Origin of the sequence: Pseudomonas japonica, assembly GCF_900188455.1 — a bacterium.
Classification (GTDB): domain Bacteria; phylum Pseudomonadota; class Gammaproteobacteria; order Pseudomonadales; family Pseudomonadaceae; genus Aquipseudomonas; species Aquipseudomonas japonica.
Map to the genome: position 1 here is coordinate 23,818 of NZ_FZOL01000036.1, position 26,797 is coordinate 50,614.

Genomic DNA, 26,797 nt, shown 5'->3' on the forward strand with positions numbered 1-26,797 from the left:
GCATGCACCTGGTTCTTGTTGCGCGAGGGCAGCGGCGCGTACAGCACGCTGCCACTGCTGATGGCGGCAGCCGCCTCGGCGCTGATCTCCTTGCCGGCGGCGACGAACAGGCTGTGCTTGTTGATGAACTTCGCCAGCTCGCTGGGCCAGCCCTCCCCCGCGATCGGGCCAGGCTGGTAGACAAGGGTTTCGTAGAGCGTGTCGGTGTGCTTCGAACGGACCTCGGTGATCAGGATATGGTCGGCTTCCAGGTCATGGGTGCCGGTCAACCAGCCAATGGCTTCCCAGTACGCGGTCCGCAGGTGCGTGGCGAACACCCGTACCCCCGGTGCCGCCCACAACTCGTTGCGGTACGTGCTTTCGAGGGTGACCAGGCCATCCGTGCCGAACTCACCCGCGCACGCCAGCTTCAGGTGCCGGTTGATATGGTCCGCGAAATCCTTGGGCCACTGGTGCTGACCGAGGCGCGCCTTCTTCGGCGTGAACACCGTGCTTTCCAGCAATTCGCCGGTCATCTTGTCGACCACCACCGCCTGCAGGCGCGTGGAGGTCAGGGCACTGCGGTCCGAATCGATGGCGCCGTTGCTTTCCCAGGTTGGATAGTCCATGTGCTGCTCCGCGCGGTGGGTCGTGATGACCCATTACGTGAGCACTGGCCTGTGGTCGCAACTGACAGAAATATCAGTTCCGCCGAATGGTGCCCTGGCGCCGGCACCTTCAGCGCACGCACCGGCTCCCGCACGCATCGCAGGCCTTTTTGACGGTATCCGTCGCCGTATCGATCGCGGCCTGGTTGGTCACCACAACCTTGCCATTCTCCCAGACGAGTACGCCGTCAGCGTCCACGGCCTTCACAGCCCGCGGTACCGCATTGATCTTCGCCTGCAGGTCGGGACAACTGGCAATCCATCATTGAAGCCCTCTTTCCGTGTCGTGCGAGGCGCACAAGGGGATTGAAGAACTCCGCGCAATTGCACGCAACTGACAAAAATGCCAGTTCCGCCGGGTGGTGCTACGTCACTCGGGGCCAGCCGGTCACCCGGCAAAGGCGCACCTGGCCAGCGCCTCCGGGCCCGCCAGGTACTGCCGGGTCCACTCGGCCAGTGGCAGCGGCGGCTGCTGCCGGACGATGCGGGTGAAGATCAGCTTGAGCGCCTCGGCATCGCGCATCGAACCCACGCCTGCCCCCGGCCATGCGCTGGGGGTTTGCGTCTGCCAACGTCCCTGCCCGTCACAGCGGGCCATGCGGAAGCGGAAGGTGTAGTTGCCGGGAATGCCCATGCGCAGGTCACTCACCACCAGCGCATCGCCGACCACGTCGTAACGCAGCCAGTCGCCGGTGAACCAGCGCAGCCTCTCGTGCAGCGGCACGCCATCGAGCAGGTTCGCCGCCTCCAGGTTCAACGGCTGGCGCTGCCATTCCGGGGGCTGGTCGTCGAACAGGCCACTGACCCCTTCGATGTAGTCACCCTCCGGGGTTTTCGCGATCACCCGCCAGAGCAGCGTATTGAACGGCATGGGCACTGCGCGCAACTGGCTGACCTGGATCTGCCGGGCATTCATCTCGGCGTGGAAACGCTGCTCGGCGATGTTCTTCGACAGCAGGCCGAAGCCGAGGTAGGCGCAACTGAACAGCAGCAGCCCGGCGAGCAGTGCGCGGGTACGGTCGCCCAGGCCCCTGACTGCGGCGTAGATCACCCCGAGCAGCAGCGGCACGGTGTACAGCGGATCGATGATGAACACCGCCGCCCAGCTTTGCGGCGTGGGCTGGAACGGCCAGAACAGTTGCGTGCCGTAGACGGTGAAGGCATCGAGCAAGGGATGGGTGATCAGCACCAGCCAGTAACCGAGGAACAGTCGCGGCCCGCTGTAACCCGCATCGGGACGGCGGCGCCTGACCACCAGCAGGGTCAGCCAGGTCAGCAGCAGGGCCAGGCCGGTGAGGACGAACAGGGAGTGGGAAAAGCCGCGGTGGTAGGTCATCGACGACACAGGGTCGGTGTAGCGGATCGCCACGTCGAGGTCGGGCAGCGTCGCCAGCATGGCCCCGTATGCCAGTGAACGACGTCCTTGCACCTTGCCGAGCACGGCGCCCTGGATGGCGCCGCCCAGGACGGCCTGGGTCAATGAATCCAATGGCATTCCCCTCGTGAGTGGCAAAGAGGGGGATGCTAGCTCAATGGCTGGCGGACCGACAGCTTTCGTATCTACACATCTTTGAAGGCTTGTCGGGGTGCCGCATCAAGGCCGCCAGGTGCCTGTCTTGAGGCTTGCAGCGCTCTGAAGATCGAGCGCCGCCCGCGCGGCGCATCGCTGTGCATGACGATGCTCTTCTAGCGCCCTTGAGATCGAGCGCCGTCCGCACGGCGCATCGCGGGCAATGCCCGCTCCCACATCGGTTGCAACGTGCCATGGCCTGTTGGATTTGAGTTGTCAGCCTTTGTTTTTTCGGCGATGTATCGCGGGGAGGCTGTTGGGTTCGACTCGGTATCGAGTCGAACACACAAAGCGGTCAATGGCGGTCTATCAGACATAGGTTCGTTGCAACAAACTGTGGGAGCGAGCTTGTCGGGGCGCCGAACCGTCGCGAAGCGCCGTGCGGACGGCGCTCGATCTCAAGAGCGCTAGAGAAACATCGTCATGCACAGCGAAGCGCCGCGCGGGCGGCGCTCGATCTTCAGAGCGCTGCAAGACTCAAGACAGGCACCTGGCGGCCTTGATGCGGTTCCCCCGCAAGGCACCCCGAACCACAGCGATGAAGACATCAGTCAAGCACCACATGCGGCAGGAACCGGCTGGTGTCCTTGGTGATCAGGCTGTCGTCCTCGCGGATGCCGATGCCCGCGGCCACGTCGCCGATCACCCAGGAACCGACCAGGGTGTAGCTGTCGTCAAAACGCGGCAACGGCACGAATTCCTGGAGGATGTAGGGCGCGTCGGTATAGGGCCCGTCCTCGGCAACGAACTCGCCCTGTGGTGTGCGCAATTCGATGTTCGCCCCCTCGCGGGAGAAATACGGCTTGCGCACCCAACCCGCCGGCACCGGCCGTTGCGGCTCGCGGTCGACGAACGCGGGCAACAGGTTCGGATGACCCTGGTTGAACTCCCAGAGCAAGGCGAGGATGCCCTTGTTGCTGATGATCGACTTCCACGCCGGCTCGACGAACTGGGTATCGCAACCCGGCACCGCCTTGCCGAACGGCTCGTGGAAGATGTGCTCCCAGGCATGCAGCTTGAACAGGCGCTGGATCCACTGGCCATCGAGGTCGACGAATTGCCCGTCGCGCAGGCCGATGTCCTCGATATCGATATGCCGCGCGTCGATCCCGCTGTGGGCCGCCATGCGCCGGAGGAAATCCGTGGTACCACGGTCCTCCCGCGAGCCGGACATGGCCGAGAAGTGGAACGGTGCGTCATTGGGAAAGGCGTCGAATGCCCGAACCAGGTCTTCGGCGATGGTATTGAACTGGGTCGCCGCTGCCGGCAATACGCCGGCGGCGACCTGGTGCTCCAGCCACAGCAGTTGCACCGAGCCGGCTTCCAGCAGGCTGGTGGGCGTGTCGTAGTTGGCTTCGATGCACTTGGCCGGGCCGTTGCCGTCGTAGATGAAGTCGAAACGACCGTAGAGGTGCGGATGCCCTTCCCGCCACGAGTCGCGGACCAGATCGAAGAACGCCGGCGGAATCGCCAGACGCGTCAGCAGTTCCTCCGACGCCACCACCCGCTCCACCGCGTCCAGGCACATGGCATGGACGTCCTGGGTCGGTGCTTCGAGGTCGTCGCTGATCTGCCGCTCGCTGAACTGGTAATAGCCACGCTCGTCCCAGTAGCGCTCGCCGTCGATGGTATGGAAATCGAAGCCTTCGCTTTCGACGATGCCCTGCCAGTCCGGCCGTTCATTGATGCTGATCTTCTTCATCGTGCCCTGCCCTCAGCCGCCGAAGCCGGAACTCTTGCCACCCCAGCCGCTGCGTGCGCTGGCCTGCTGGCCGAAGCCGCCGCGGGAAATGCTGGAACTGACGCTGGAACCCGAGCTGGAACGGAATGCGGACGTGCTGCTGGTGGAGCGCGACGAGCCGGAGCCGCCGTAGTAACCGGACGAGCTGCCTTGCTTGTCGTCCTGCTTGTAGCGCTGCGGCTGGGTCGAGCGGCTGAAGGTCTTGCCCTGCTCGATCTGCCGCGACAGGGTCGAGGTCTGGTAACTGCCGCGGGAATCACGGTTCTGGTAGACCGGTTGCGACTGGTAGCGCGGTGCGCTGCGGTTGCTCATGGCATTGCCGATCAGCATGCCGGCCAAGGCGCCAGCACCCGCCGCGGCAACGGTGCCGCCGATGCCACTGGACGAAGCGCCCTGTTGCGCGGCCTGCTGCTGGATCTGCTCGGCCTGCTCCTTCGGCATCTCGCCGGACATGGCCAGCTCGAACCCGGCCATCTGCGGCATGAACTGGCCGTCCGAGGTGGGCTGGCAATAACCCTCGACGAAGTCGGCGTCGCAGGCGGCGCGGTCGGCGTAGACCGGGGCGACCTTGCGGTGGTCGACCATGGCCTGGATATAGGCGTCGGAACACACGTCCACGGGGAACTTGGCGTCGACACAGGCCTGGACGTTCTTGAAGTTGTCCTTCACCGACCAGGTGACGGTCTGCTCGGGGTCGCTGCAACCGCTGATGGCCAGGGGCAGTGCGCCGACCAGCAGCAGCTTGGTGGAACTAGGGCGTCTCATGGGCTTCTCCTGGCTCAGGCCGACGGGGTCATGCAGGCCGAGTTGAGGAAGCCGACGCTGATGGCGACGGCGGCAGCATAGATGGCCGCGGCCAGCTCGCCCTCGACGATGCGTTTGGCCAGGCCCTTGAGCACCAGGCTGGTACCGACGAAGGCCAGCAGTTGCACGACGGCGGCGATCAGCGCCCAGACCACCACATCGACCACGCTGATGCTGTAGGCGATGACATTGCTCGCCGGCAGGGCGAAACCGATCAGCGAACCGCCCAGGGCGATGGCCGCCGCCGGGTTGTTCTGGCGGATCTGGTCGAACTCCTTGTGCGGGGTGATCAGGGTGTAGAGGAACTGGAACAGGGCGAACAGTGCCAGGGCGACGACGATGTAGAGGACGAATCCGAATACGGCGGTCGCATCGAGCGACAGTCGGAGTGCTTCGAGCATGGTGCTTCCTTGTCAGATAACGGTGATATCGGTGAGTTGCAGGGTGATGCCGACGGCGGTGGACAGCGCGACGTTGCCCTCCTCGTCTTCCTCGACGGAGAACAGCAGGAATTCCCGGCGGTTGACCAGGTCGATGTCGCGGGCATAGAGCATGCTGTGGTGGCTTACCCGGTAGCGGGCTTCCGGGTTGCTCACCTGCTCTTGCATGGGCACCAGCTCGGTCTGGCCGTCTTCCGAGCCCCACTGGCGCTGGTACTCGATGCCGTCCAGGGCGAAGGTCGGCAGGCCGATGAGCGACTGCGGGCCGGTCAGGCGCAGCAGTTCGTCACGGCTGTTGATCGGGGTGACCTGGTGGTAGCCGAACAGGATGATGTCTTCGATGTCCTCGGCGCCGTTGCCGTGCATCACCACCTGCAGGAAATAGTCCTCGTCGTCCAGGTAGAAGCGCTCCAGGCGCGTGCCCTGGCCGAGGTCGAGGGTGCCGGTGGCCCAGACCTTCTCGTCGCCCGGGAGAACCAGGGTCGAGGCGTCGGCGAGGAGCAGTGACAGGTGCTTGTCCAGGCACAGCATGCGTTCGGGGGCCAGGCCCAGGGGGGCCTGCGGGGCGGTGGTGGTGACGGGCGCGGTCGGCAGGGGGGCCTGCAAGCCGAGCATGCGTTTGATCCAGCTCATTACTAATCCTTGGGATTGCCGGGCCTGCTGTGCAGGCCTTCGCAGGCAAGCCAGCTCCTACAGGGCGACGCGCGACTCTGTAGGAGCGTGGCTTGCCCGCGAAGGACCGCAAAGCGGTCCCCAAAAACGCCTCAGAGGGCCGCTTTGCTGTCCTGTTGCTTGGCCCGCAAGCGCGCCAGCACATCATTGGCGCCGGTCTGCTGCGCGCCGATCCCGGCCGCTTGCAGGCGCTTCTCCAGATCGTCGCCGCTGCTCACTTCGGCCAGCTCCCGCGCCGCGTCCAGCTTGGCGTCACGCTCGTCCTGGCGCTGCTTGATCCGCGCCAGGGAGTCCAGCGCAGTCTCCACCTTGCCATTGGCGCCACCGGTGGCGCTGGCGGTGGCGACCCGGGCCTGCTGCACGGTTTCCCGCGCCTTGGCCATCTCGGTCTGCTGGCGCAGGCCCTTCAGACGACTTTCCGCCTCAGTGATCTGCGCCTGCAACAACCCGACCTGCCTGTCGAACTGCGCGGCCATCTCGCGCTCCTGGGCGATCTGGGTTTCCAGCTCGGCAACACGGCCGGCGCATTCGGTGGCCAGGCCTTCCTGTTCGGCGTTCAAGGCCGCCAGGGCCTTGCCTTCCCAACTGGCGATGTCGCTTTGCAGGCCATCGACCCGCTGCTGCGCCAGCTTGTGCTTGGCCTTGATCTCGATCAGGCCGTTGCGGGCCTTGACCAGGGCGGCGTCAGCATCGCGCTGCTCCTGTTCGAGGATGCGGATGGCATTGGCATCGACGATCGCCTCGCCAACCTCGGAGGCGCCGCCGCGCACGGCGGTCACCAGTTTCTTCCATAGGCTCATGGGGGAGTTCCTGTTCTCAAGCATCAGTAGGGCAAGACAACGCACATGCAGCATGCGCAAGGTTGCGGACGGTACAGAGGATCGTTTTGCCACGCAATGCCTTTGTGTGGTGCAGACCAGAGCCTCTTGCAAGCTGCTACGCAGGGAACCGCTCGCGCCCGCCAAGGGGCCCCGCGACGATCGAGACCAGCGTGGTCGCCTCCGGTGGACGCGGCACGAACGACTGCACCAGGGTGTTGGGCCCGGAGTACATGTCCAGGGTCTTGCCCCAGGCATCGAGCAGCGACTCATCGAACTGCCGGGCCAGGCCGACGAACAGGTTGCGCGTGGTTTGACCCGCACGTTGCAGGCGGCCCGCGCCATAGGTGCTCAGGGCATTGACGCCCTGCTCGGTGCCGAGGGCCCCGGCCGGCATGAAGGTCGCTTCCTCGAAGGCACGCACGGCATTCCCTCCCGCCGCCCTGGCGTCCGCATAACCGGTCGCCAGCTTCGACAGGTAGGCTTCACGAGCCTGGAGCACCCTTTGCAGGTCCTTGGGCGCGCGTACCTCGTAGAGCCGTGAGCGGGGCGTCGCTCCACCGCCACGTTGGCTGAGCCATTTCCTCGGCATGCCTTTCCAGCCGTTGACCGTCATTGCAGCCCCGGCGGCCGCACTGCAGATGGCGAATACTTGCCCCCAGGCTTCCAGGGTTCTGGACAGCGCGGGATCGCTTTCCGCCAGGAGGAGCGAGGTGACATCCAGGACGAAGGAAACCGCCGCCAGGGCCGTGGTAGCGATGGCCGCGAGCGCCGACATACCCGCGGTGAAGGGCGCCAGGAGCACGCCCATGGCACCGACCGCCACGCGAAACGCCGTGGTCTGGATAAATGGCATCGTGCCCCAGCGCTCGTACTGAGCGACGACCTGATGCCCGCTGGGATCATGCTTGTTGACCGGGTCGCCATCGCCATAGGCGTAGGCTGCCGCGCCACCGGCACCGAAAGGACTCCAGCTGTCGGGGCTGAGAAAACGTCCCCACTCCGGGTCGTACAGGCGATAGCCATTGCCCAGGTAATGAAGGTCCAGCAGGTTCAGCGCCTCGCCCTTGAAGCCCAGCCAGTTGTCGCTCTTGCTGCCGGAGTAGCGCTTGCCATAAGGCTCGTAGCGGAACCAGGTGATGGCTTTCGTCGCCAGGTCGAGGCTGGCGAACACCGTGCCGTTGGCATCGCGCAGCTCGAACGAGCGGCTTTCCTTGCCGTCGGCATTGGCGTCCTGCATCAGGCACCCACGACTTTCGTTGCGCAGCACCAGGGTACGCTTGGCAACGCCGCCCTTGGCCGAATCGCCGCGAACCACCGCATAGACCCGGTCGCCGCGGTAGTGAAAGGTCTCCGTCCGGGTACCGCGGGTGCCGCCGCGCACCCGTCCCTCGCTGTCGTAGCTGAAGGTGTACTGGCTAGCGCCTGCGTCCAGGGAATAAGTGTTCACCTGACCATTATCGTGATAGCTGATCTGCCGGTCGCCATCGAGGGTCAGCCTGCCGGCACTGTCGTGGCTGATGGGCGGACCGGCAAGCCCCACCGGAATCTCCCGCGCGGAACGGAACTTCTGGGTGCGCAGCAAGCTATCGGCCGCGGTGGTCATGTAGTAGAACCGGTGGCGATCCAGCGAACCCGCCTGCTCCTGCAGTTCGATGTTGCCCAGGGCGTCGTAGCTGTACGACAGCGCCAGGGTGTCCGAGGGCTCCCACTGGCTCAACCGCAGGCTGCTGTCGTAGGTATAGCTGTCCGAATGCACTTCGGTCTGCGTCGTCTTGTCCTTCACCTGTTTCGTCGACTTCAACGTGCTCTTGCGCAGGCGCCCGTCCGCCAGCAGGGTACGCTCCAAGTCCAGCTTGTCCATGCCGGCGCAGGTGAAGGTGCGGCGGACTTCCTGGCCAAGTTCATCGTAGTGGTAGCTCACCGTCATCGTCAGGTTGCCGGCCTTCAGTGCCTTGACGGTCTCGCTGACCAGCAGGCCATTGTCGGCATAGGTGAAAACCGACTCGCAGTGCTCGTTGACCGAGCGGGTCACCCGGTCGAAGAAATCATATTCGTAGCCGGTGGTTGCGCCCGTGAGGTCGTTGAACGACAGCACGCGCCCGCTGGTGCTGAACAGCAGTGTCGAGGTTTCGGTCGCCGTCTGGCTGTGGGTGCGGGTGCTCTCCTCCGTGCTGCTGGCATAGCCATCCAGCGCCGCGGGCGCAGCGCCCGGCGCCTTGGGCTGCGCCGCAGTGCTGACCCCGGCGTAGCTGAATTCCGTCAGCAACTGGCGGACGGTCTGGCTGGACACGCGGCCGAGCAGGTCGACCGTCTGGCTGCCCAGGGCATGCTCCTTGCCCGCACGCTTGACATAACCCTCCGCCGCCACCGCCGCCAGGCTGCTGTCGGGATAGCGATTACCCAGCTCCGTGCCGTCGCGGGTGGTGCTCAGCAGGCGTCCGGCGGCGTCGTAGGTGAAGGACGATGCCGCGCCTTCCTTGGGCGAGACCTTGGTCATCCGGGCGTGCTTGTCGTATTCGAAGACGATCGCGTCGTGCTCGGTTTCCTTGCCGGACTTGTCGATCTTCAGATAGCGGATCGACTTCAGCAGCCCCTCGGCGGACAGGCTGCGTTCGATCTTGCAGGCGCCGCCGTCGCTCGATGCATAGTGCTCGACGAACACCTTCCTGGCGCTGTTGAACTGCCGCTCCACACTGAAGCGCCCTTGCACGAAGCGTTCGCCTTTCACGCATGGCTGCTGCGTCTGGGATACGTTCGCCAGTTCCTTGCCATTGCCGTCCTTGAGGACGTTGCTGATCGAGATCGCGCCCGTGAGCGGCGCGTAAGTGCGCTTGACCTCGCGTTGCGAGACCTTGCGGTTGCCCTTGCCATAATCGCTCTCGGTGCTCTTGCTGACCCGACCCAGCCTGTCGTACTCCCAGCGTCGGGTCTCGAGGAAGCTGCTCGCACCCGCCGGTTTGAGCGACAGCGAGGTGCGGCGGCCCAGGGAGTCCCTTTCCAGCCGGGTGGTGGTGCCGCCCTCGACCAGGTCGCAGCGGGCAACCAGCTTGCGCTGCAGCGAGCAGGTAATGCTGTGCCGGGTCTTGCCGTCCTTGCTGGCCGTCTCGCTCGTCAGGTTGCCCTGGGGGTCGTAGGTGAAGGCAGTCTCGACGCCCTCGCTGTCGACGCTGCCGTGCAGCCTGCCGGTCAGCCGCGAGCGCGTCTGGCTGGAGACGATGCTGGTCTCGCCCGCGCGCGCGAGGGTGGTCTTGATCGTCAGCAGGTCGCCATCGACCGTGTAGTCGAACGTCGTGGTGCGCAGCGAAGACTCCACCCTGGCGCCTTTGTCCGTGAGCAGCACCGTCTCGATCGACTTGACCGTGCCGAACCCCGGCTGCTGCGCGTCGGTGTGGTAGTCGAAGGTGTCCAGGGACATGGATGCGCCTTTCCATGTCTTGAGCTTGTAGCCAAGCTTGTTTTCCTTGCTCTGGGCCACCAGGCTCTTTTTCAGCTCGGCCTTGAGCGTCTCGTACCCTTTCTTGTCGTTGCCACTGGTGGCGGCGATCTGTCCGTCGAGGCTCTTGATGAACTCGGCGGCGGCCGCGGTAGCCGCTTTCAACTGGGCCGCCTCGACATCGACTTCAATGGCATCGGGCTGCAGCACCGTCAGCTTCTTCTTCACCCGGGTACGCCCGTCGACCTGGTCATAGGCAAAGTACGTCAGGCGCTGGGCCTGCTCCACGCCATCGACCTTCTGCGTCAGCAGTTCGGACTCCACCTCCCCGGCGAAGGTCGCGTCACTGCCACAATGGTCGATGGCCACCGGCAGGTTGAACGCGTCCTTGGCGTAGTCGTTCTTCGCCGGTTTCATCGCGACCGTGGTCTTGATGTAGGTGCCCCAGGTCATCCCGCCGGAACCGCCGATGACGAACGCCAGGCCGATCGGATTGATGAAGTCGAGCGCCTTGAACAGCCAGCCGAACAGGCTCCAGTCCTGCACCTTCTCCTCGGTTTGGCGGACCTCGAACTGCTGGTAGTTGTTGTAATAGGTGTAACGGGTGGTCTGGTCGTTGTCCCGACGGCTGATCGGGTTGCCGATGGCATCGATGCGCATTTCCTGGTCGTCGACCAGCACATCGCCTTCCCACACCTGGGTGACCGACAGCATGCACTTGTTCTTCTCGTCCAGCCGGTGATGGTGCTTGCGACAGATCTGCACCTCGTCGCTGCCGTAGTCTTCGAGGCTGGAGTGCTGGTTCTGGAAGCGGTAGTTGCGCTCGATCGCCGTTCTTGGCGCGGCCATGCGGAAATAGGCGATCACCCGCGTCACCTCGGCGGTGTAGGTGTACTCATGGACCAGGTCGTCCATCTGCTCGCCCGGGCAGATATCGTGGCGCTTGACCCGGCCGTCGCCCGTGTATTCCAGGGTTTCCTTGCAGAGGGTCTTGTCGGTTTCGGTTTTCTTGTCCACGGTGAAGTCATGCTGCGGCTCGACCCTGATGCCGGTGAGCCTGCCAGCCTTGTCCTGGCTGACGGTGTAGCAGGTCTTGCCAGCGCTCGCCAAACCGTCTTCCTCGATCAGGATATCGGGTTCTTTCTCAGACTTTTCCCTAAGGGTGAACGTCCTCTTTTCCGTCTTGCTCCCGGGAAACACGACGACCGAGCCCAGCATCTCGATCACCTTGCTCTTCATTCGGATCCGCTTGGCTTCCAGCAGGACCGTCTCGCCCTTTAGCACCTTGAGTCCTCCTGCCTCGTAGACGAACTTCAAGGACCGTCCAGAGGCCAGGGTGTACTCGCACAGAAGCAGGGTCATGCTGGTCTTGTTGAACGACGCAAACGCGAACGCGTCCCGGGTTCCGTCCTTGTAGGTCACGGAAACACCGGTGCACTGGATACCGACCAGGGTGCTGGTATGGATCGGGCTGATCTTGAAGTCCCCGCCGTTGAAATCCTCCTGGGTGTTGCTGACCCGCACGCGCCGGCCATCGCGCAAGGTCAGGATGAAATCATTGGCCGCCCAGGCCTGCGGCAGCTCGGCGGACAGACAGGCCTTGCCGAACTGCAGATGAACTCCCTCCCCGGCGTTGTACGCCAGGCTGACCTTCAGCGGATCGCTCAAGCTGTCATCGGCGTAAAGGTCGGCAAGCGGAATCTGCAACCTCGGCAACCCCGAACGAGGATCGACGAAAATCCGCCGACTGGATTCGGCGTAGTGGTCGAACAACTGCTTCGCTTCGCTGCTCATGCCGGGCAGCACCGGTGCGATACCCGGGATGATCTCCACCTCGACTTGCAGACCCGACCCCTTCGGCGTCCACAGGTAGTTTGCGCCCATGCTGAACGCCGGCTCCATGATGAACAGCTCCGGCTTTTCCTCGCCAGCCCGGACAAACCTGCAGCGCGCGTTGATCTCCTTCGACATGTCCTGCGTCCAGGCCTGCAGGCCGTAGCGTCCCGCCGTCGGCCAGAATGCGACGCTTTCGAAGATCCGCCCGGTCTTGCTGCCCTTCACCCGCACGATCACCTGCTGGTTGATCTTCAGGTCGAGCTTGCCGAGCTGCGGGCCCTTGTCCCAGTTCTTCAGGCTGGGGAACGTGTGGAAGGCGCGTATTTCGTTGGCGCAGCCCCAGATCGTGTTCAGGTAGCCGCTGGCGACAGGGGTCGGCTTTTCCGAGTCTTTCTGCTCCCCCGCCACGATCAGCTGGGTCTGGCCGTTGACGCGGCTGGCCAGGTCCTTGGGCGCCAGCGACGTGCCTGTGCGCTTGTTCGTCGGCGTGAAGTTGATCTCCCGCAGGATCTCCTCGCTGCCGTCATCCAGCACGAACACCTTGCAGCCCTCGTTCGCCCTCAGCTCCCGTTGCGACGAGATGTAGCCGAGCTCCGTCAGCTTGCCCACCCCCATCCGCACGCTCAGCTTCGCGTCCCTGGGCAGCCAGATCAGGTTGCTGTCGGCACTCTCCGTGGGAACGAAGGTCTTGCTCGTGGTGGTCTTGACCCCGGCCTTGAGATAGAGGCTGTGCTGGTTGATGTACGCCGCCGCGTCCTTGGCCCACTGCGCGGCCTTGAGCCGCGCCGGGTCGGGGGTAAAGGTCAGTACCTCGCAGAAATTGCCCTGGTTCTCGGTCGTTACCGTGATTATCGAGCGCCACCCGGCCTGCATGTCGTAGGACGCACTGAGCGTGCGCGCCTCCTCCCAGTTGTCCAGGTGCAACGCCGTGGTGAAGGTGCGCAACTCGGCGTAGCGCTGGCTGATGACGTTCTCGTTGACGCTGTCCTTGGGCGTGAAGGCAGTGCCCGAGCGCACCCCTGCCCCGGCATGCCCGGACGACGCGTTGATCTGCCTGGCCAGGTCCGCCGGCCATTGCGCCTTGCCCAGGCGCTTCTTGCTCGCGCTGGCCACCAGGGTGATGCGGTCCAGCAGCTTGTCGGCGACATCGTCGAAGACGAAGAAGGAAATGCGCTCGCCGTCCTGGGCGTCGCGGTCGGATTCGATCTTGCCGACATCCTTGAGACCGTCCCGCGACCAGGTTACCGACAGGAACTCGCCGTTGAACGGGATCCAGATCCAGTTGGCGTCGTGTTCCCAGTAGGGTTCGACGGTTTCGCCATTGTTGCGCCCGGCCCTGACGAAACGGCTGGTGTTGTTGATCTGGATGGAGAAATCCTTGGTCCACAGACCCGAGGTCAGGCGCTTGGGGTCCGAGACGGTGAAGGACACGGTTTCCAGCAACTCGCCGGAACGGGTGCGCACATTCATCCGCAATTTCGTGCCCTGGGGCAGCTTTTCGAGGGAATGCAGCGCCACCCGCCGCTCGGTGCTCCAGTTGAAGGCACGCGGCACGGTGCTGATCACCACCAGCTCGCGGGAGGTGATGTTCCAGTACTTGTTGCGGTAGCCGCTCTCGAGGACGTCCCATTCACCGCTCTCGTCCTCCACCCCCGCGCGGATCAGTGTCGAGTGATGGTTGAGATGACGGCACAGGTCCGCGACCCAGATCATCTGCGGCCGATGCTCCTCACGCTTGGGGCGAAAGGTGAACTGCTCGAGCAACGTCCCCAGCGCCTTGTCGAACACGTTCACGGTGACCTGCTCGCCTTGCTGCAACGCACGCCCCGACCAGATTTCACCCAGTTCCTTCCAGTTGCGCTTCATGCACAGGCTCCTTCGGCGGCGCCGGATCGGCGTGGACACCACAGGGTTGGAAAAGCGGATGGGGGAAACGTTAATCAGCGCGAACGCCCCGCACAACTGACAAAAATATCAGGTGCGCGGGGCGTGCCGAGGTTCAGCGATACCGGATCAGCGCCCGACCGCCCTCGCCGCGTCGGCGGTGTACATGTCCGGGGTGTACTTGCCTTCGTTGAGGATCGGCCCCTTCTTCGCCTCGTTGGTCATGCCATAGCCGGTGTACTGCCCGGAGTTGAGGTCCATGAAGAACTGCGAGCCGGCCTGCCAGCCGCTCATGTCGGGGTGGTAGTAGTAGTTGATCATGGCGTGTTTCCACAGTTGCCCGCGGGCATCGTAGTTGTCGGCCATCACCGCGTTCCAGGTGTCCTCGTCGATGAACAGCACGCGCTTGCCGTAGACATGCCGGAAGCCTTCCTTGAGATCCGCCTCCACCACCCAGACGCGGCGCAGCTCGTAGCGCATCACCTCGGGATTGGGGTGGTTGGGGGTGAGGATCTCGGCGTAGCTGTACTTCGCCGAGTTGGGCCTGAAGGCATTGGCCGGCACATAGATCTCGCGCTTGCCCAGCAGCTTCCAGGTGTAGCGCTCGGGGGCGCCGTTGAACAGGCGGTCCTCGTCCACGGTCATGGTGCCGTTGGTGCCGATCATCGGCTGGTCGTAACCGTAGCCCGGCATCTGCCGCACGCGGCGGGTGGACGGGCTGTAGGACCAGGCCTGGCGTGCCGAGGTGGCGAAGTTGTACGGCTCGTGGGAAATGCTGATCACGCCGTTGTCACGGGCTGGCTTGAGCGTGGTGTTGTAGCTCATGGCCTGGATGCCGTCCTCGGTCTTCGGCTCCACGCTCGGCGAGTTGGCCTGCGACAGGTTGCGCGCATGGGCGCGGCCCCAGCCGATGCTGCCGTTGGGCAGAACCGAGGCGAGGTCGGAGATCTTTTCCTCGGTGTAGGCGCGGGCCGGCAACTGGTGGTTCCACAACACTTCCATGCCGCTCTTCGGAATCGGGAACGGCACCTGGCCAAGGCCCTCGATGCCCAGGCCGTCGTTGACCAGCTTCGCGCTCAGGGCATTGTCCATGGCACGCTTGCACACGTAGTCCGGGTAGCGGAAATCGCGGTGGCCGGGGTAGACGTTCATCTTGTAGCTGGTCGGGTACTTCTTCAGCAGGGCCTTCTGCCCGTCGCTCAGGTGCGCCTCGTACTGGCTCATGTTGGCCGCGGTGATCACCAGGATCGGCTTCTCGTCGGCGTAGGGATCGACCGGCTGGTCGCCGGAGAATTTCACATGGTTCCAGCCCGGCACTTCGCCCAGGTACTTGCCGGTATAGGGCGGGATGGTGCCTGCGGCATTGCCGGCCAGCTCGCCGCCGACGCAGTTCAGGTCCTTGCCCAGGCGGGCGGCTTCTTCGGGCGATACAGCGGCGCATGCGCCAGCGACTGCCAGGGTATTGAGGGCCAGAGCGACCGCGAGCATGACACCTGTTCTTGTTGTTTTCATGTATTGCCTCCTTCGCTGATAAGGCTTTCGGGTGTGACCCCATTGTTGATTTTCCAGTGGGGGAAACATCGTCCGGAAAGACTAAGAATTCGGGTTGCTGTCGTGGGACCTGTGGTGCTGCTATCGCTGGCAAGCCAGCGATAGCAAGGGTGTGATCACCCCAGAAGCCGCTGCCTCAACACATCCTTGAGCACCTTCCCGGTCGCATTCCTCGGCAACGCCTCGCTGACCCGGAACACATGGGCCGGCACCTTGTACCCGGCCAACCGGGCGGCCACGAAGGCCCGCGCCTCGTCCTCCGTGGGCAGCCGCTGCCCCTGGATCACCAGCGCCACCGCCTCACCCAGTTCCGGGTCCGGCACGGCGAACACCGCCACCTCCTCCACCCCCGGCATGTCGCCGACACAGGCCTCGATCTGCGCCGCCGAGATCTTCTCGCCGCCACGGTTGATCAGCTCCTTGACCCGCCCGCTGATGCAGAGAAAACCCTCGTCGTCGAGGTAGCCGAGATCGCCGGTATTCAACCAGCCATCGTGCAAGCTCTCGGCGCTGGCCTCGGGCAGGTTCCAGTAGGCGTTCATCAGGGTCGGCGAACGCAGCCAGACGATCCCCTCCGTGCCGGCCGGCACGGCGCGCGCGGGGCTGTCGCCGATGCGCACATCGACGATCGGCAACGGCCAGCCGCAGCTCGCCGGCCTGTACAGGAACGGCTCACCGCCGATCGCCGCGCCGATGCCGTTGCTCTCGGTGAGGCCATAGCCGCTGCCGCCGATCACGTCCGGCTTGCGCTCGGCCATGGCCGCCAGCAACCCGGCGGACGACGCACCGCCGCCCAGGCCCAGGCCGAACAGGCTCGCCGTGTCCGCCCCGGCGAAGCGCGGCGAGGCGAGCAACTGCTGCATCATCACCGGCGCACCGTTGAACTGGGTGCAGCGCTCGTCGCGGATCAGGTCGATGGCCGTGTCCACGTCCCACTTGTACATCAGCACCAGGCGCCGTCCGCCGCGCAGTGCCGAGAGAAACTGCGCGTGCAGCCCACTGACATGGAACAGCGGCACCGCCATCAGGGTGGTCGGGGCGAAGCCGCTGGCGATCACCTTGCCGACCCGCTGCGGCGAGCTCATGGCGCAGAACGCACCCTGGAAATCCAGGGCAGTCAGCGCCTGGCAGATCGCCCGGTGCGTGGACAGCGCGCCCTTGGCCCGGCTGGTGGTGCCGGAGGTGTAGAGGATCAGCGCCGGGGCGTCGGCGTCCACGCTCACCTGCGGCGCGGCCAGAGGTTCGGCGGCGAGCAGTTCCTCGTAGCTGAAGCAGCAGTCCGGCAGACCGGCGGCTGACGACAGGCCGACCACCAGGGTGGTCCGTTGCCGCGCCGTCAGGTCCTCCCGCAGCAGGTTCAGGCGCGCCTCGTCGCAGAACAGCAAGGCCGCGCCGCTGTCTTCCAGGCCGTGCAGCAACTCGTCGCGCAGGCCCCAGCTGTTGAGCGGCACGCAGACCGCGCCGCAGCGCTGCACGGCGGCGAAGGCCACCAGCCAGGCCGGCTGGTTGCGCAGGGCGATGGCCACCCGCTCGCCCGGCTGCAGACCGAAGCGGGCCAGCAACTGACCGGCCAGGCGGTCCACCTGGTCGAAGAAATCGCTGAAGCTCAGGCGCTGCTCCTGCCAGACGAGGAACTCGCGGTCGGCGTGGACGCGGGCCGACTCGATGACTTCCTGCAGGGTTCGCGGGGCGTGGCGGAACTGGCGTGGACCGCCCTGCTCCGGGGTCACTACTTCAAACGGCGCACCCGCGGCAGTGAGTTGCCGCCAGGCGCTGCGCCAGTGTTCGATGCTCATGTGCTCGTGTCTCCATGAAACGGATTGGCGCGCCCCCCTGTAGGAGCGTGGCTTGCCCGCGAAAGGACTGCGCAGCAGTCCCAAATAGGTGGCAACTCGATTGGGACTGCTTCGCAGTCCATTCGCGGGCAAGCCGCGCTCCTACAGGGGGCGCGCGCGGGTCATCAGGCCTCGAGGGCCTCATAGCGCTCGCAATGGAAATCCCGGTCGCCCAGGCACGCCTGCGCCACCCGCACGCGCTTCAGGTACAACCCGACATCCAGCTCATCGGTGACACCAATCCCGCCATGCATCTGCACCGCCTCGTTGGCCACCTTGATCGCCGTGTCCCCCGCCTTCCACTTCGCCAGGCTGACCAGGCGCCGGCGCTGCGCCGTATCGAGGCGCTCGTCATCCAGCGCCGACAACCCGGCCATCACCGCGCTGCGGGTCAGCGCCAGATCGACGAACAGCCGCGCCGCCCGGTGCTGCAGGGCCTGGAACGCGCCGATCGGGGTATCGAACTGGACCCGCGTGCGCAGGTACTCCAGGGTGGTCTGCAACAGGTTGTCGGCGATGCCCAGCAACTCCGCCGCCAGGCACGCGCGACCGCGATCGAGCACCGCATCCAGCACCGCCCAGCCCTGGCCTTCCTCGCCCAGCAAGGCCGCGCGGGTCAGCTTCACCTGCTGCAACTGCAGGCGCGCGCAGTTGCGCGAGTCGATCAGCGGCAAGGCACTGACACTCAGGCCCGGCGTATCGGCGGGAACCAGGAACAGGCTGATGCCCTGCTCGTCCCCGGGCGTGCCGGAAGTCCGCGCGGCGACAACGTAGGCATCCGCGCCGTTGCCATCCACCACCCAGTACTTGTCGCCATCGAGGCGATAGCCATCGCCCTCGGCCTGCGCCTTGAGGCTGGTCCCCAGCGGGTTGTGCCGTGCCCGCTCGTCCACCGCCAGGGCCAGGCGCAGGCCGCCCGCGATCAACCCCGGCAACCAGCGCGCCTGTTGCTCGGCAGTGCCGGCCAGATGCAGCAGCGAACCACCGAGCACGACGCTGGACAGCAGCGGCGTGGCCGTGAGGTTGTGCCCCATGGCCTCGAATACCGGTCCCAGGCCCATGCAGCCGAACGCCAGGCCGCCCAGTTCCTCGGGAAAGGCGATGGCGCTCCAGCCGAGATTCACCGCGTCCTGCCAGAGCTGGCCATCGAAGCCGCTCGCCGAGCCCTCGTCGCGCAATCTGCGCTGCGCCGCCACCGGGCCGCGGGCGGCGAGAAAGTCCCGCGCACTGTCGGCCAGCAGGCGCTGTTCTTCGCTGTAACGCAGGTTCATGCGGTCGCTCCTTTTTTTCCGTCGGGCAGGCCAAGCACCCGCTTGGCGATGACATTGAGCTGAATTTCCGAGGCGCCGCCGGAGATGGTCAGGGCGTAGCTGTTGAGCCAGCCGCGGGTCACCGCCAGTTGCTGCTCGCTGAAGGCCGCGCTCTGCCAGCCGAAGGCGTGACCGCCGAGCAGGTCCAGCAACACTTCGAACTTGTCCCGCTCCTGCTCGGTGTGCACCAGTTTCATGATCGCCATCAGCGCGCTGACGTCATCGCCCTGCCGGGCCTCCTCGCCCATGCGCTGCACGGTGAGGTCGTAGGCGTGTTCATTCATGGCGCAGGCCGTCGCGCGGGCACGCAGGGCCAGTTCGCCCTGCCCCTGTGGCGCGGGCAGATACTCGCGGACCAGCGCCGGCAGATCGAAATGCGACGGCAGGCTGATCTCGCCGAACTTGGACATGGCCTTGCGTTCGTGCTGCAGCAGGTACTTGCCGAGGTTCCAGCCGCCGTTGAGCGGGCCGATCAACTGGCTCTTGGGCACCTTCACGCCATCGAAGAACACCTGGCAGAAGGCCGACTTGCCACTGATCAGGTCGATCGGCACCGCCTTCACGCCGGGGCTGCGCATGTCCAGAACGATCAGGCTGATGCCTTCGTGCCTGGGCGCGGAGAAATCGGTGCGCACCAGCGCGTACATCCAGTCGGACTGGTCGCCGTAGGAGGTCCAGATCTTGCTGCCGTCCACCACGAAATGGTCACCGGCATCGCGCGCGGCCATCTTCAGGCTGGCCAGGTCGGAGCCGGCATTCGGTTCGGAAAAGCCCTGGCACCAGCGCGTCTCGCCACGGGCCATGGGGGGCAGCAGGCTGCGTTTCTGTTCCTCGCTGCCATAGGCCAGCAGTACCGGGCCGAGCATCCAGATGCCCAGGTTGATCTGCGGTGGCCGGCATTTCAGGCGGCGCATCTCGCTTTCCAGAACCGCCAGCTGTTCGGCGTCCAGTCCGGCGCCGCCGTATTCTTCCGGCCACTCCGGGCAGAACCAGCGCTTGTCGCGCATGCGTTCGAACCACAGCTTCGCGTCCGCGCCGGGAAAGCGCGGCTGGCTGGCACCCCAGACCACATCGCCCTCGCCCATCGCGGTGCGCATCGACGGCGGACAGTTGGCCTCCAGCCAGGCACGGGTGTCGTGCCGGAATTGCTCGATTGTGCTCATGAGGTGTTCCTTGTTGTTATTGAAATGCGCGAGCCGGCCCTTGTAGGAGCGTGGCTTGTCGTGTGACGAACCACCGCGAAAGGACCGCGCAGCGGTCCCCGATAGCAGTGAAGTCTGGGACCGCTATGCGGTCCTTCGCAGTGGTTCGTCACACGACAAGCCAGCTCCTACAGAAGCGTTGGCGCCAATAGGTTTTCAGCGCTGGGTCCGCGGCATCCCCAGGCCGAACTGGGCGATCAGCTCGCGCTGGATCTCGTTGGTGCCACCACCGAAGGTCACCGTGACCGACGCCCGCAGCTCGTATTCCAGTTCACCGTGCAAGGCGCTCGCCGCCGAGCCCGCCCTCAGCGAGCCGTTGGCGCCGATCACCGCGGCCAGGCGGCGGAGGATCTCGATGGCCGACTCCGAGCCGTAGACCTTGGTGGTCGAACTCAGCGCCACGTCCATGCGGTCGTGCTCCAGGTTGGCGGCGATGCGCAGGTTGATCAGGCGCATGGCCTCCAGGCGCGCGTAGCACTCGGCCAGCGAACTGCGTACCCAGGCCTTGTCCATGGCCCGGCGGCCCTGCTCATCGCGGGCCCTGGCCCACAGGTAGATGCGGCGGAACAGCCCGGCGACCTTGTCCGACCAGGAGCCCAGGCCCAGGCGCTCATGGTTGAGCTGCGCGGTGATCAGCTTCCAGCCACCGTGCAGCTCGCCCACCAGCATGTCCCGCGGTACCCGCACGTTGTCGTAGTAGGTGGCCGCGGTGGGGTTGCTGGTGGTCGGGATCAGCGTGCTGGAGAAACCCGGCAGCGAGGTGTCGAGGATCAGGATCGACACGCCCTTGTGCCGCGCCTGTTGCGGGTCGGTGCGCGCCGCCAGCCAGATGAAGTCGGCCGATTCGGCGCCCGAGGTCCACAGCTTGTTGCCGTTGACCACGAAGTGCTCGCCGTCCAGGCGCGCGCTGGTCTTCAGCACCGCCAGATCGCTGCCGGCATCCGGCTCGGAATAGCCGATGGCGAACATGATCTCGCCAGCGGCGATGCCCGGCAGGAAGCGCTCCTTCTGCGCCGCGCTGCCATGCTCCATCAGCGCCGGGCCCACCGTGCTGATGGTCACGAAAGGCAACGGCGCCCCGGCGATATTGGCCTCTTCGAAGAAGATCAACTGCTCGGTGGCGGCGTAGCCCTGGCCGCCATGGGCCTTGGGCCAGCCCACCGCCAGCCAGCCGTCGCGGCCCATCTGGCGGATGGTCTGGCGGAACAGCTCGCCGCCCTCCTTGCCGCGCAACTGCTCGCGCAGCTCGGGGGTCATCAGGGCCTGGAAGTAATCCCGCACCTGGCGGCGCAGGGCATGTTGTTCGGGGGTGAGGTCGACGAACATGAAAGGCTCCTTAGGCCACGCCGAGAATCAGGCCGCTGGTGGGCACGCCGGTACCGGCGGTGACCAGCACGTTCTCCACATCGGCCACCTGGTTCACCGCCGTGCCGCGCACCTGGCGCACCGCTTCGGCGATGCCGTTCATGCCGTGGATATAGGCTTCGCCCAACTGCCCGCCATGGGTGTTGATCGGCAGCTTGCCGCCGCGGGCGTGGTGGCCGGCGCGGATGAACTCCTTGGCCTCGCCGCGCCTGGCGAAACCGAACTCCTCCAGTTGCGGCAGCACGAACGGGGTGAAATGGTCGTAGATCACCGCGGTCTGCAGCGCCTCCGGGCCCAGGCCCGACTGGCGATACAGCTCCCTGGCGACCACGCCCATCTCCGGCAGGCCGGTGATGTCGTCGCGGTAGAACGAGGTCATGATCTGCTGGCCGCTGGCGATGCCCTGGGCGCCGGCCTTGATGGTCACCGGCTTCTGCTTCAGGTCGCGGGCACGCTCGGCCGAGGTGATGACCATGGCCACCGCGCCATCGGACTCCTGGCAGCAGTCGAGCAGGTGCAGCGGCTCGCAGATCCAGCGCGAGGCCTGGTGCTCTTCGAGGGTGATCGGCTTGCCATGGAAGAACGCCTTGGGGTTGCTCGCGGCGAAATCACGCACCGCTACCGCGACCCGGCCGAAGTCCTCGGAGGTAGCGCCGTAGGTGTGCATGTAGCGCTGGGCGAACATGCCGACCCAGGCCGCCGGGGTGTGGAAACCGTGGGGCATGTACCAGCCGTAGTTGACGTTCTCGAAGATCGGCGTCGAGGCGAAGCCATAGGTGCCGGTGCCGAAGCGGTACCAGGAGCGCTCGTTCATCGCCCGGTAGACCACCACCACCTTGGCCACGCCGGTGGCCACGGCCATCGCCGCGTGCATCACCGGGCCGCAGGCGGCGCCGCCACCATGGGGCACCTGGGAGAAGAACTTGACCTCCTTGCACCCCAGCAGGCGGGCGATCTCGTACTCCGGGACCTTGTCCACCGAATAGGAACTGAAGCCCTCCACCTCGGACGGATCAATGCCGGCATCGCGCAGGGCCTCGAGGGTGGCCTCCATGGCCAGGCGCAGCTCGGTGCGTCCGGAATTCTTGGAAAACTCGGTCGCGCCCAGACCGACAATGGCGGCGCGCCCGGAAATCGACGATTGACTCATCAGGTCTTTCCTCTAATGAAACAGCACATGACCGGCTGTGCGACACGGCCCCTGTGGGAGCTGGCCGGGCAGAATTAAGGCAGCACCAGCGCAACCGTGCCGGTCACGTGGTTGCCCATGGAATTCCTGCCGCCGAGGGTCACTTCCACCGTCCGGGTCTCAGGGTCGAGGCCACTGACGCTGCCGCTGAAGGTCATGCAGTCGCCCGGATAATTGGGCACGCCGAGCTTGATCTTCAGTGACGCGAAGCGCGCCAGCGGTCCCGCCCAGGCTTCGACGAAGCGCTGCACCAGGCCATTGGTGGTGAGAATGTTCATGAACACATGGGGCGAACCCAGTTCGCGGGCCGCCTCCAGGTCGTGGTGGCCGGGAAAGTAGTCGCGGGTGGCGATGGCACCGCCGGCGATCAGGGCCACGCTGATCGGCACCGCCAGCTCCGGCAGGACTTCGCCGGGACGCACGTCTTCAAAGCGCTTGGTGTTCTTCAAGGTCATATTTCCATCCCAGCTTGTCGTTATCGCTCAGCCAGTCGCCGAGACGTTCCAGGCACGCCGCCGAACCGCCGAGGGCAAGGCCCAGGGCGCGGCTCCAGTAGAGAAAACGGTGGATCGGGTAGGTCAGGTCGACGCCGATGCCGCCATGCACGTGCTGCGCGATATGGCCGATGCGGTGCCCGGCCTCGCAGGCCAGCCAGGCCGTGGCCAGCGCTTCCGAGGGCGCCGGCAGCCCGGCATCGAGGCGATAGCACAGTTGCCACAGGGTGCTGCGCAGGGTTTCGAGGGCGATATGGGCATCGGCCATGCTCATCTGCACCGCCTGGAAACTGCCGATGCGCCGCTGGAACTGCTCACGCTCGCTGACATAGGCCACGGTGCGACGGATCTGCTCCTCGCTGACCCCCAGTTGCAGCGCCGCCAGGGCGGCGATGGCGCGGGGTTCCAGCCAGTCGAGGGCACTGACCGGCAGCAGGTGGCCGAGGCGATAGCCTTCCACCCGCACATCGGCGACGGCTTCGCCGTGGGTCATCACCGCCGGGGTCAGTTGCACAGTGGGCGACTTGAGGTCGAGCAGGCACAGGCGTGGCTGACCGTGCAGCAGCACCGGCACCAGCGCCGCGCCGGACTGCACCGCCAGCGGCACCGCGGCGACACGGCCGTCCAGCACCCAGTCGGCGCCATTCGGCGTGGCCTGCAACTCGATACCACGGGCGGCATGCACGCCGTCCAGGGACAGGCTGAGCAGGGTCTGGCCACTGGCGGCCTGCTCGATCCAGGCCGCGTATTCATCGGCGGCGAAGGTCGCCAGGGTCGCCGCCACCAGTTGATGACGCCACAGCGGCACCTGGCCCAACCCGCGGCCCTGGGCCTGCAGCACCAGCATCAGTTCGGTCATGCCCAGGCCGCTGCCGCCATGCGCTTCGGGAATCGCCAGGGCGTGCAGGCCGGTTTCCCGGCACAGATCCCACAGCGCGGCCATCAGCGGCTCATCGCGCAGATCCCATTTGCGCAACGCATCGTCGTCACAGTGGTCGACGAACAGACTGTCGGCCATCTGCTCGATGGCGCGCTGGTCTTCACTCAATTCGAAATCCATGGGCGCTTACTCCCCGTCGGCCACGGGACGGAACAGCGGCAGGGTCTGCTGCTCGTCGAAGACCTGGAACTGCACCTGCAGGCGCTGGCCGATTTTCAGTTCGTCGCGCTTGACCCCGGTCAACCCGGCGATCAGGCGCACGCCCTCCTCCAGCTCGATCAGGCCGATCGGGTTGGGGTGATCGAACGGCGGCACCTCCGGGTAATGCATGACCACGAAGGAATACAGGCTGCCACGACCGCTGGCCTGCACCGTGTCCCAGTCGAAGCCATGGCACTGGATGCACACCGGTGCCGGCGGATGACGCAGGGTCGAACAGGCGGTGCAGCGCTGGATCAGCAACTTGTTCTCGGCACAGCCTTCCCAGAAGAAGCGGGTGTCGTCGCTGACGCCCGGCAATGGCCGCCTGGGTTTCTCCAGGGCCGCAGGCGGCTTGCCCGCCGCCTGCGCATTGGCCGGGCGGAACTTGAACACGCGAAACAGCAGCTCGCCCACCGGCTCGTCGCCGTCCGGCTTCTCGACGAAATGGCTCATCACCAGGGTGACGAAGAAGCCGGTGCCCAGGGCGGTGGTCTTCTCGTCGCCCACCGCGTCCAGGCGGGTGGTGTAGTACAGGCGCTCGCCAAGGTGCACCGGGCGCCTGAAGGTCAGCTCGGAGTTCACCGCCACCACCGAGGCGTAGCCGTAGCCCTCGATCAGCTTGAGCACTTCATAGGGGTTTTCGTCGGTGGAGCCCGGCGGGTAGTTGTTGGCGTGCAGGCCTTCCATGGTCCACACCTGGAGCATCGCCGGCGGCGCCACGATGCCGTCGTGCGGCCCTTGCAGGGCCGCGGCGGAATCGGTGTAGAGGGGGTTGTCCAGGCCCATGATCTCGCACCACTGGCGGATCATCGGCGCGTTGACTTCGTCCCAGGCATATACCCGACCGTATTCGCGCCCCACCAGGGCGCGCACGTCGGACAGCAATTGTGGATCAGCCACAGTCGTCTCCTGCAAAGTGAGGGCGGCCACCCGACGGCGCCGCCGTGGGGTCGATCAGGCCTGCGCCGCGGCGAGGAAGCTGGGGCGCTCGCCACCGCCGTGCAGCAGCAGGTTGCAGCCGCTGGCGTAGCTGGCCAGGGGTGAAGCGATGAACAGGCAGGCGTTGGCGATATCCGCCGCATCGGCCATGCGCCCGGCGGGAATGCCGGCGCCGACCGCGGCGATGCCGGCTTCGCTGCCGTAGTGCAGGTGGGCCTGGTCGGTGAGGACCAGGCCGGGGCTGACGGTGACCACGCGCACCTTGGGCGCCCACTCCACCGCCAGCGAAGTGACCAGCGCCAGCACCCCGGCCTTGGCCGCGCCATAGGCGGCGGTACCCGGCGACGGCCGCTGGGCCGCCACGCTGCCGATGAAGACGATGCAGCCGCCCTGCGCCTGCGCCTGCATCAGCCGGTTGGCGTGCTGGGCGACGTTCAGCGGGGCGATCAGGTTGAGGCGGATGATGCTCTCGTGAAACCGTGGCGACGCCGTGGCCGCATCCGCCGCCGGGGCGCCGCCGGCGTTGTTGACCAGTACATCGAGGCGGCCGAAATCGCGCTGGATGCCGTCGAACAGCGCCTGCAGCGACTCGGCATCGCGCACGTCGACCACGCGGAACGCCGCGCGGCGCCCGCCGCTGGCCGGCAGATGCTCGGGGGCGTTGCGGGCGCAGACGATGACCTCGGCGCCGGCGTCCAGATAGGCCTGCGCGATCCCCGCGCCGATACCCTTGGTCCCCCCCGTGACCAGGACCACCTTGCCCGTGTAATCAAGACCCTGTTGCTGCCCCATCATGTGTTCCTCGTTCGACTGACGAGGCTCACTCTAGGGGCATCGGGGCGGGCAAACTTCGTCTGAACGGACGATGAATCGGCACCTTCGCCGATCGACACTGCATGGCACTTTCACGCGCGAGAAGGCTTATGTCCGCTACCGACCTTTCCCCCCTGTTGCTGGAGTTTCCGGCCCCTGGCGTGGCCCTGCTGCGCCTTCATCGGCCGCAGGCGAGCAACGCCCTGAGCCTGGAGCTGCAGGCCTTGCTGTCGCAGCGCTTCAGCGAGCTGGGCAGCGATCCCGAAGTGCGCTGCATCGTCCTCACCGGGGGCGACAAGGTGTTCGCCGCCGGCGGTGACATCACCAGCATGGCCGGGGTCGGCCCGATCGACATCGTGCAGCGGCATACCGAGCGGGTCTGGGCGCCGATCCAGCACTGTCCCAAGCCGGTGATCGCCGCGGTGTGCGGCTATGCCTATGGCGGCGGATGCGAGCTGGCGATGCATGCCGACCTGATCGTCGCCGGGAAATCGGCGCGGTTCTGCCAGCCGGAGGTGCGCATCGGTATCATGCCGGGGATCGGCGGGACCCAGCGGTTGCTGCGGGCGGTGGGCAAGGTCAAGGCCATGCGCATGGCCCTGACCGGGCAGCCGATCACGGCGGAGGAAGCCTGGGTAGCGGGGTTGGTCAGTGACCTGGTGGACGACGACCGGGTGCAGGCCCATGCCCTGGAACTCGCGGTGAGCATCGCTGCGCTGCCGGCGTTGGCGGTGGAGCAGATCAAAGAAGTGATCCTGGCGGGGATGGATGCATCGCTGGAGTCGGCGCTGGCGTTGGAGCGCAAGGCCAATGCGTTGTTGTTTGCGTCGCGGGACCAGAAGGAAGGGATGCAGGCGTTCATTGAAAAGCGGGGGGCGCGGTTCGAGGGGTGTTGAGGTGTTCGGCTCCAAAAGGCTTTTGTCAGTGTCGGCCTCATCGCCGGCAACGCCGGCTTGTGTCTTCAGGACCTCTTAAAATCAAGGTGTGAGAGCGGTGGATGGCAGACTGGATGCCGGCGGTGCCCTAGAGCACGAGTGGGAGCATAGTCGCCATCCACCTCTCACTCTGACCCGAAGCCCGAACAGTTGAATGAGCCTGCAACTCGGAATC

At 65.7% G+C, this 26,797-nt stretch carries 19 protein-coding genes; 2 read left to right on the forward strand and 17 right to left on the reverse strand.

Features of this window, described 5'->3' with window-relative positions; all coding sequences use genetic code 11:
• Positions 1–2 precede the first annotated feature (2 nt).
• Positions 3–761: a hypothetical protein gene (locus CHB99_RS30275; protein ID WP_245655664.1), complete on the forward strand. Its 759-nt coding sequence runs from the start codon at positions 3–5 to the stop codon at positions 759–761.
• 274 nt (positions 762–1,035) lie between these two features.
• Here the strand turns inward: CHB99_RS30275 and CHB99_RS27960 are convergent, their stop codons facing one another.
• The 17 genes from CHB99_RS27960 to CHB99_RS28040 form a co-directional block, all read right to left on the reverse strand.
• Positions 1,036–2,136, reverse strand: a complete 1,101-nt coding sequence (locus CHB99_RS27960; protein WP_042129651.1) for a metal-dependent hydrolase — start codon at positions 2,134–2,136, stop codon at positions 1,036–1,038.
• 628 nt (positions 2,137–2,764) lie between these two features.
• Positions 2,765–3,919 (reverse strand): glutathionylspermidine synthase family protein, encoded by a 1,155-nt coding sequence (locus tag CHB99_RS27965; protein WP_042127260.1) that lies wholly within the window; start codon positions 3,917–3,919, stop codon positions 2,765–2,767.
• 12 nt (positions 3,920–3,931) lie between these two features.
• On the reverse strand, positions 3,932–4,723 hold the full coding sequence (locus tag CHB99_RS27970; RefSeq protein ID WP_042127262.1) for a DUF1190 domain-containing protein: 792 nt from the start codon (positions 4,721–4,723) through the stop codon (positions 3,932–3,934).
• 14 nt (positions 4,724–4,737) lie between these two features.
• Entirely contained in the window at positions 4,738–5,163 is a 426-nt protein-coding gene (locus tag CHB99_RS27975) for a DUF350 domain-containing protein (protein ID WP_042127264.1), read from the reverse strand.
• A 12-nt stretch (positions 5,164–5,175) separates the two neighbouring features.
• Positions 5,176–5,835 (reverse strand): DUF2491 family protein, encoded by a 660-nt coding sequence (locus CHB99_RS27980; protein WP_042127266.1) that lies wholly within the window; start codon positions 5,833–5,835, stop codon positions 5,176–5,178.
• A gap of 131 nt (positions 5,836–5,966) precedes the next feature.
• Positions 5,967–6,674, reverse strand: a complete 708-nt coding sequence (locus tag CHB99_RS27985; protein WP_042127268.1) for a PspA/IM30 family protein — start codon at positions 6,672–6,674, stop codon at positions 5,967–5,969.
• 136 nt (positions 6,675–6,810) lie between these two features.
• On the reverse strand, positions 6,811–13,830 hold the full coding sequence (locus tag CHB99_RS27990; protein WP_042127270.1) for an RHS repeat-associated core domain-containing protein: 7,020 nt from the start codon (positions 13,828–13,830) through the stop codon (positions 6,811–6,813).
• 147 nt (positions 13,831–13,977) lie between these two features.
• Positions 13,978–15,336: a DUF1329 domain-containing protein gene (locus CHB99_RS27995; RefSeq protein WP_042127272.1), complete on the reverse strand. Its 1,359-nt coding sequence runs from the start codon at positions 15,334–15,336 to the stop codon at positions 13,978–13,980.
• Between the two features lie 179 nt (positions 15,337–15,515).
• Entirely contained in the window at positions 15,516–17,195 is a 1,680-nt protein-coding gene (locus tag CHB99_RS28000; protein ID WP_042127274.1) for a class I adenylate-forming enzyme family protein, read from the reverse strand.
• A 164-nt stretch (positions 17,196–17,359) separates the two neighbouring features.
• Positions 17,360–18,505, reverse strand: coding sequence for an acyl-CoA dehydrogenase family protein (locus CHB99_RS28005; protein ID WP_042127278.1), 1,146 nt, complete (start codon positions 18,503–18,505; stop codon positions 17,360–17,362).
• Positions 18,502–19,707, reverse strand: a complete 1,206-nt coding sequence (locus CHB99_RS28010; protein WP_042127280.1) for an acyl-CoA dehydrogenase family protein — start codon at positions 19,705–19,707, stop codon at positions 18,502–18,504. Before CHB99_RS28010 ends, CHB99_RS28005 begins: the two co-directional genes overlap by 4 nt.
• A gap of 195 nt (positions 19,708–19,902) precedes the next feature.
• A complete protein-coding gene (locus CHB99_RS28015; protein ID WP_042127282.1) occupies positions 19,903–21,072 on the reverse strand; it encodes an acyl-CoA dehydrogenase family protein in 1,170 nt (389 codons plus the stop codon).
• A gap of 10 nt (positions 21,073–21,082) precedes the next feature.
• Positions 21,083–22,261 (reverse strand): lipid-transfer protein, encoded by a 1,179-nt coding sequence (locus CHB99_RS28020; RefSeq protein ID WP_042127284.1) that lies wholly within the window; start codon positions 22,259–22,261, stop codon positions 21,083–21,085.
• Positions 22,262–22,335: 74 nt separating this feature from the next.
• Positions 22,336–22,755, reverse strand: coding sequence for a MaoC family dehydratase (locus CHB99_RS28025; RefSeq protein WP_042127286.1), 420 nt, complete (start codon positions 22,753–22,755; stop codon positions 22,336–22,338).
• Positions 22,727–23,854, reverse strand: coding sequence for an acyl-CoA dehydrogenase family protein (locus tag CHB99_RS28030; RefSeq protein WP_042127288.1), 1,128 nt, complete (start codon positions 23,852–23,854; stop codon positions 22,727–22,729). The genes CHB99_RS28025 and CHB99_RS28030 overlap by 29 nt, the downstream gene beginning before the upstream one ends.
• A gap of 6 nt (positions 23,855–23,860) precedes the next feature.
• Positions 23,861–24,835, reverse strand: coding sequence for a bifunctional MaoC family dehydratase N-terminal/OB-fold nucleic acid binding domain-containing protein (locus CHB99_RS28035; RefSeq protein ID WP_084702841.1), 975 nt, complete (start codon positions 24,833–24,835; stop codon positions 23,861–23,863).
• Positions 24,836–24,889: 54 nt separating this feature from the next.
• A complete protein-coding gene (locus CHB99_RS28040) occupies positions 24,890–25,666 on the reverse strand; it encodes an SDR family oxidoreductase (protein ID WP_042127292.1) in 777 nt (258 codons plus the stop codon).
• Positions 25,667–25,797: 131 nt separating this feature from the next.
• Between CHB99_RS28040 and CHB99_RS28045 the strand changes: the two genes are divergently transcribed.
• Positions 25,798–26,583 carry an enoyl-CoA hydratase gene (locus tag CHB99_RS28045; protein ID WP_042127294.1) on the forward strand — a complete coding sequence of 262 codons (786 nt, stop codon included), beginning with the start codon at positions 25,798–25,800 and terminating at the stop codon, positions 26,581–26,583.
• The last annotated feature ends 214 nt before the right edge of the window (positions 26,584–26,797 follow it).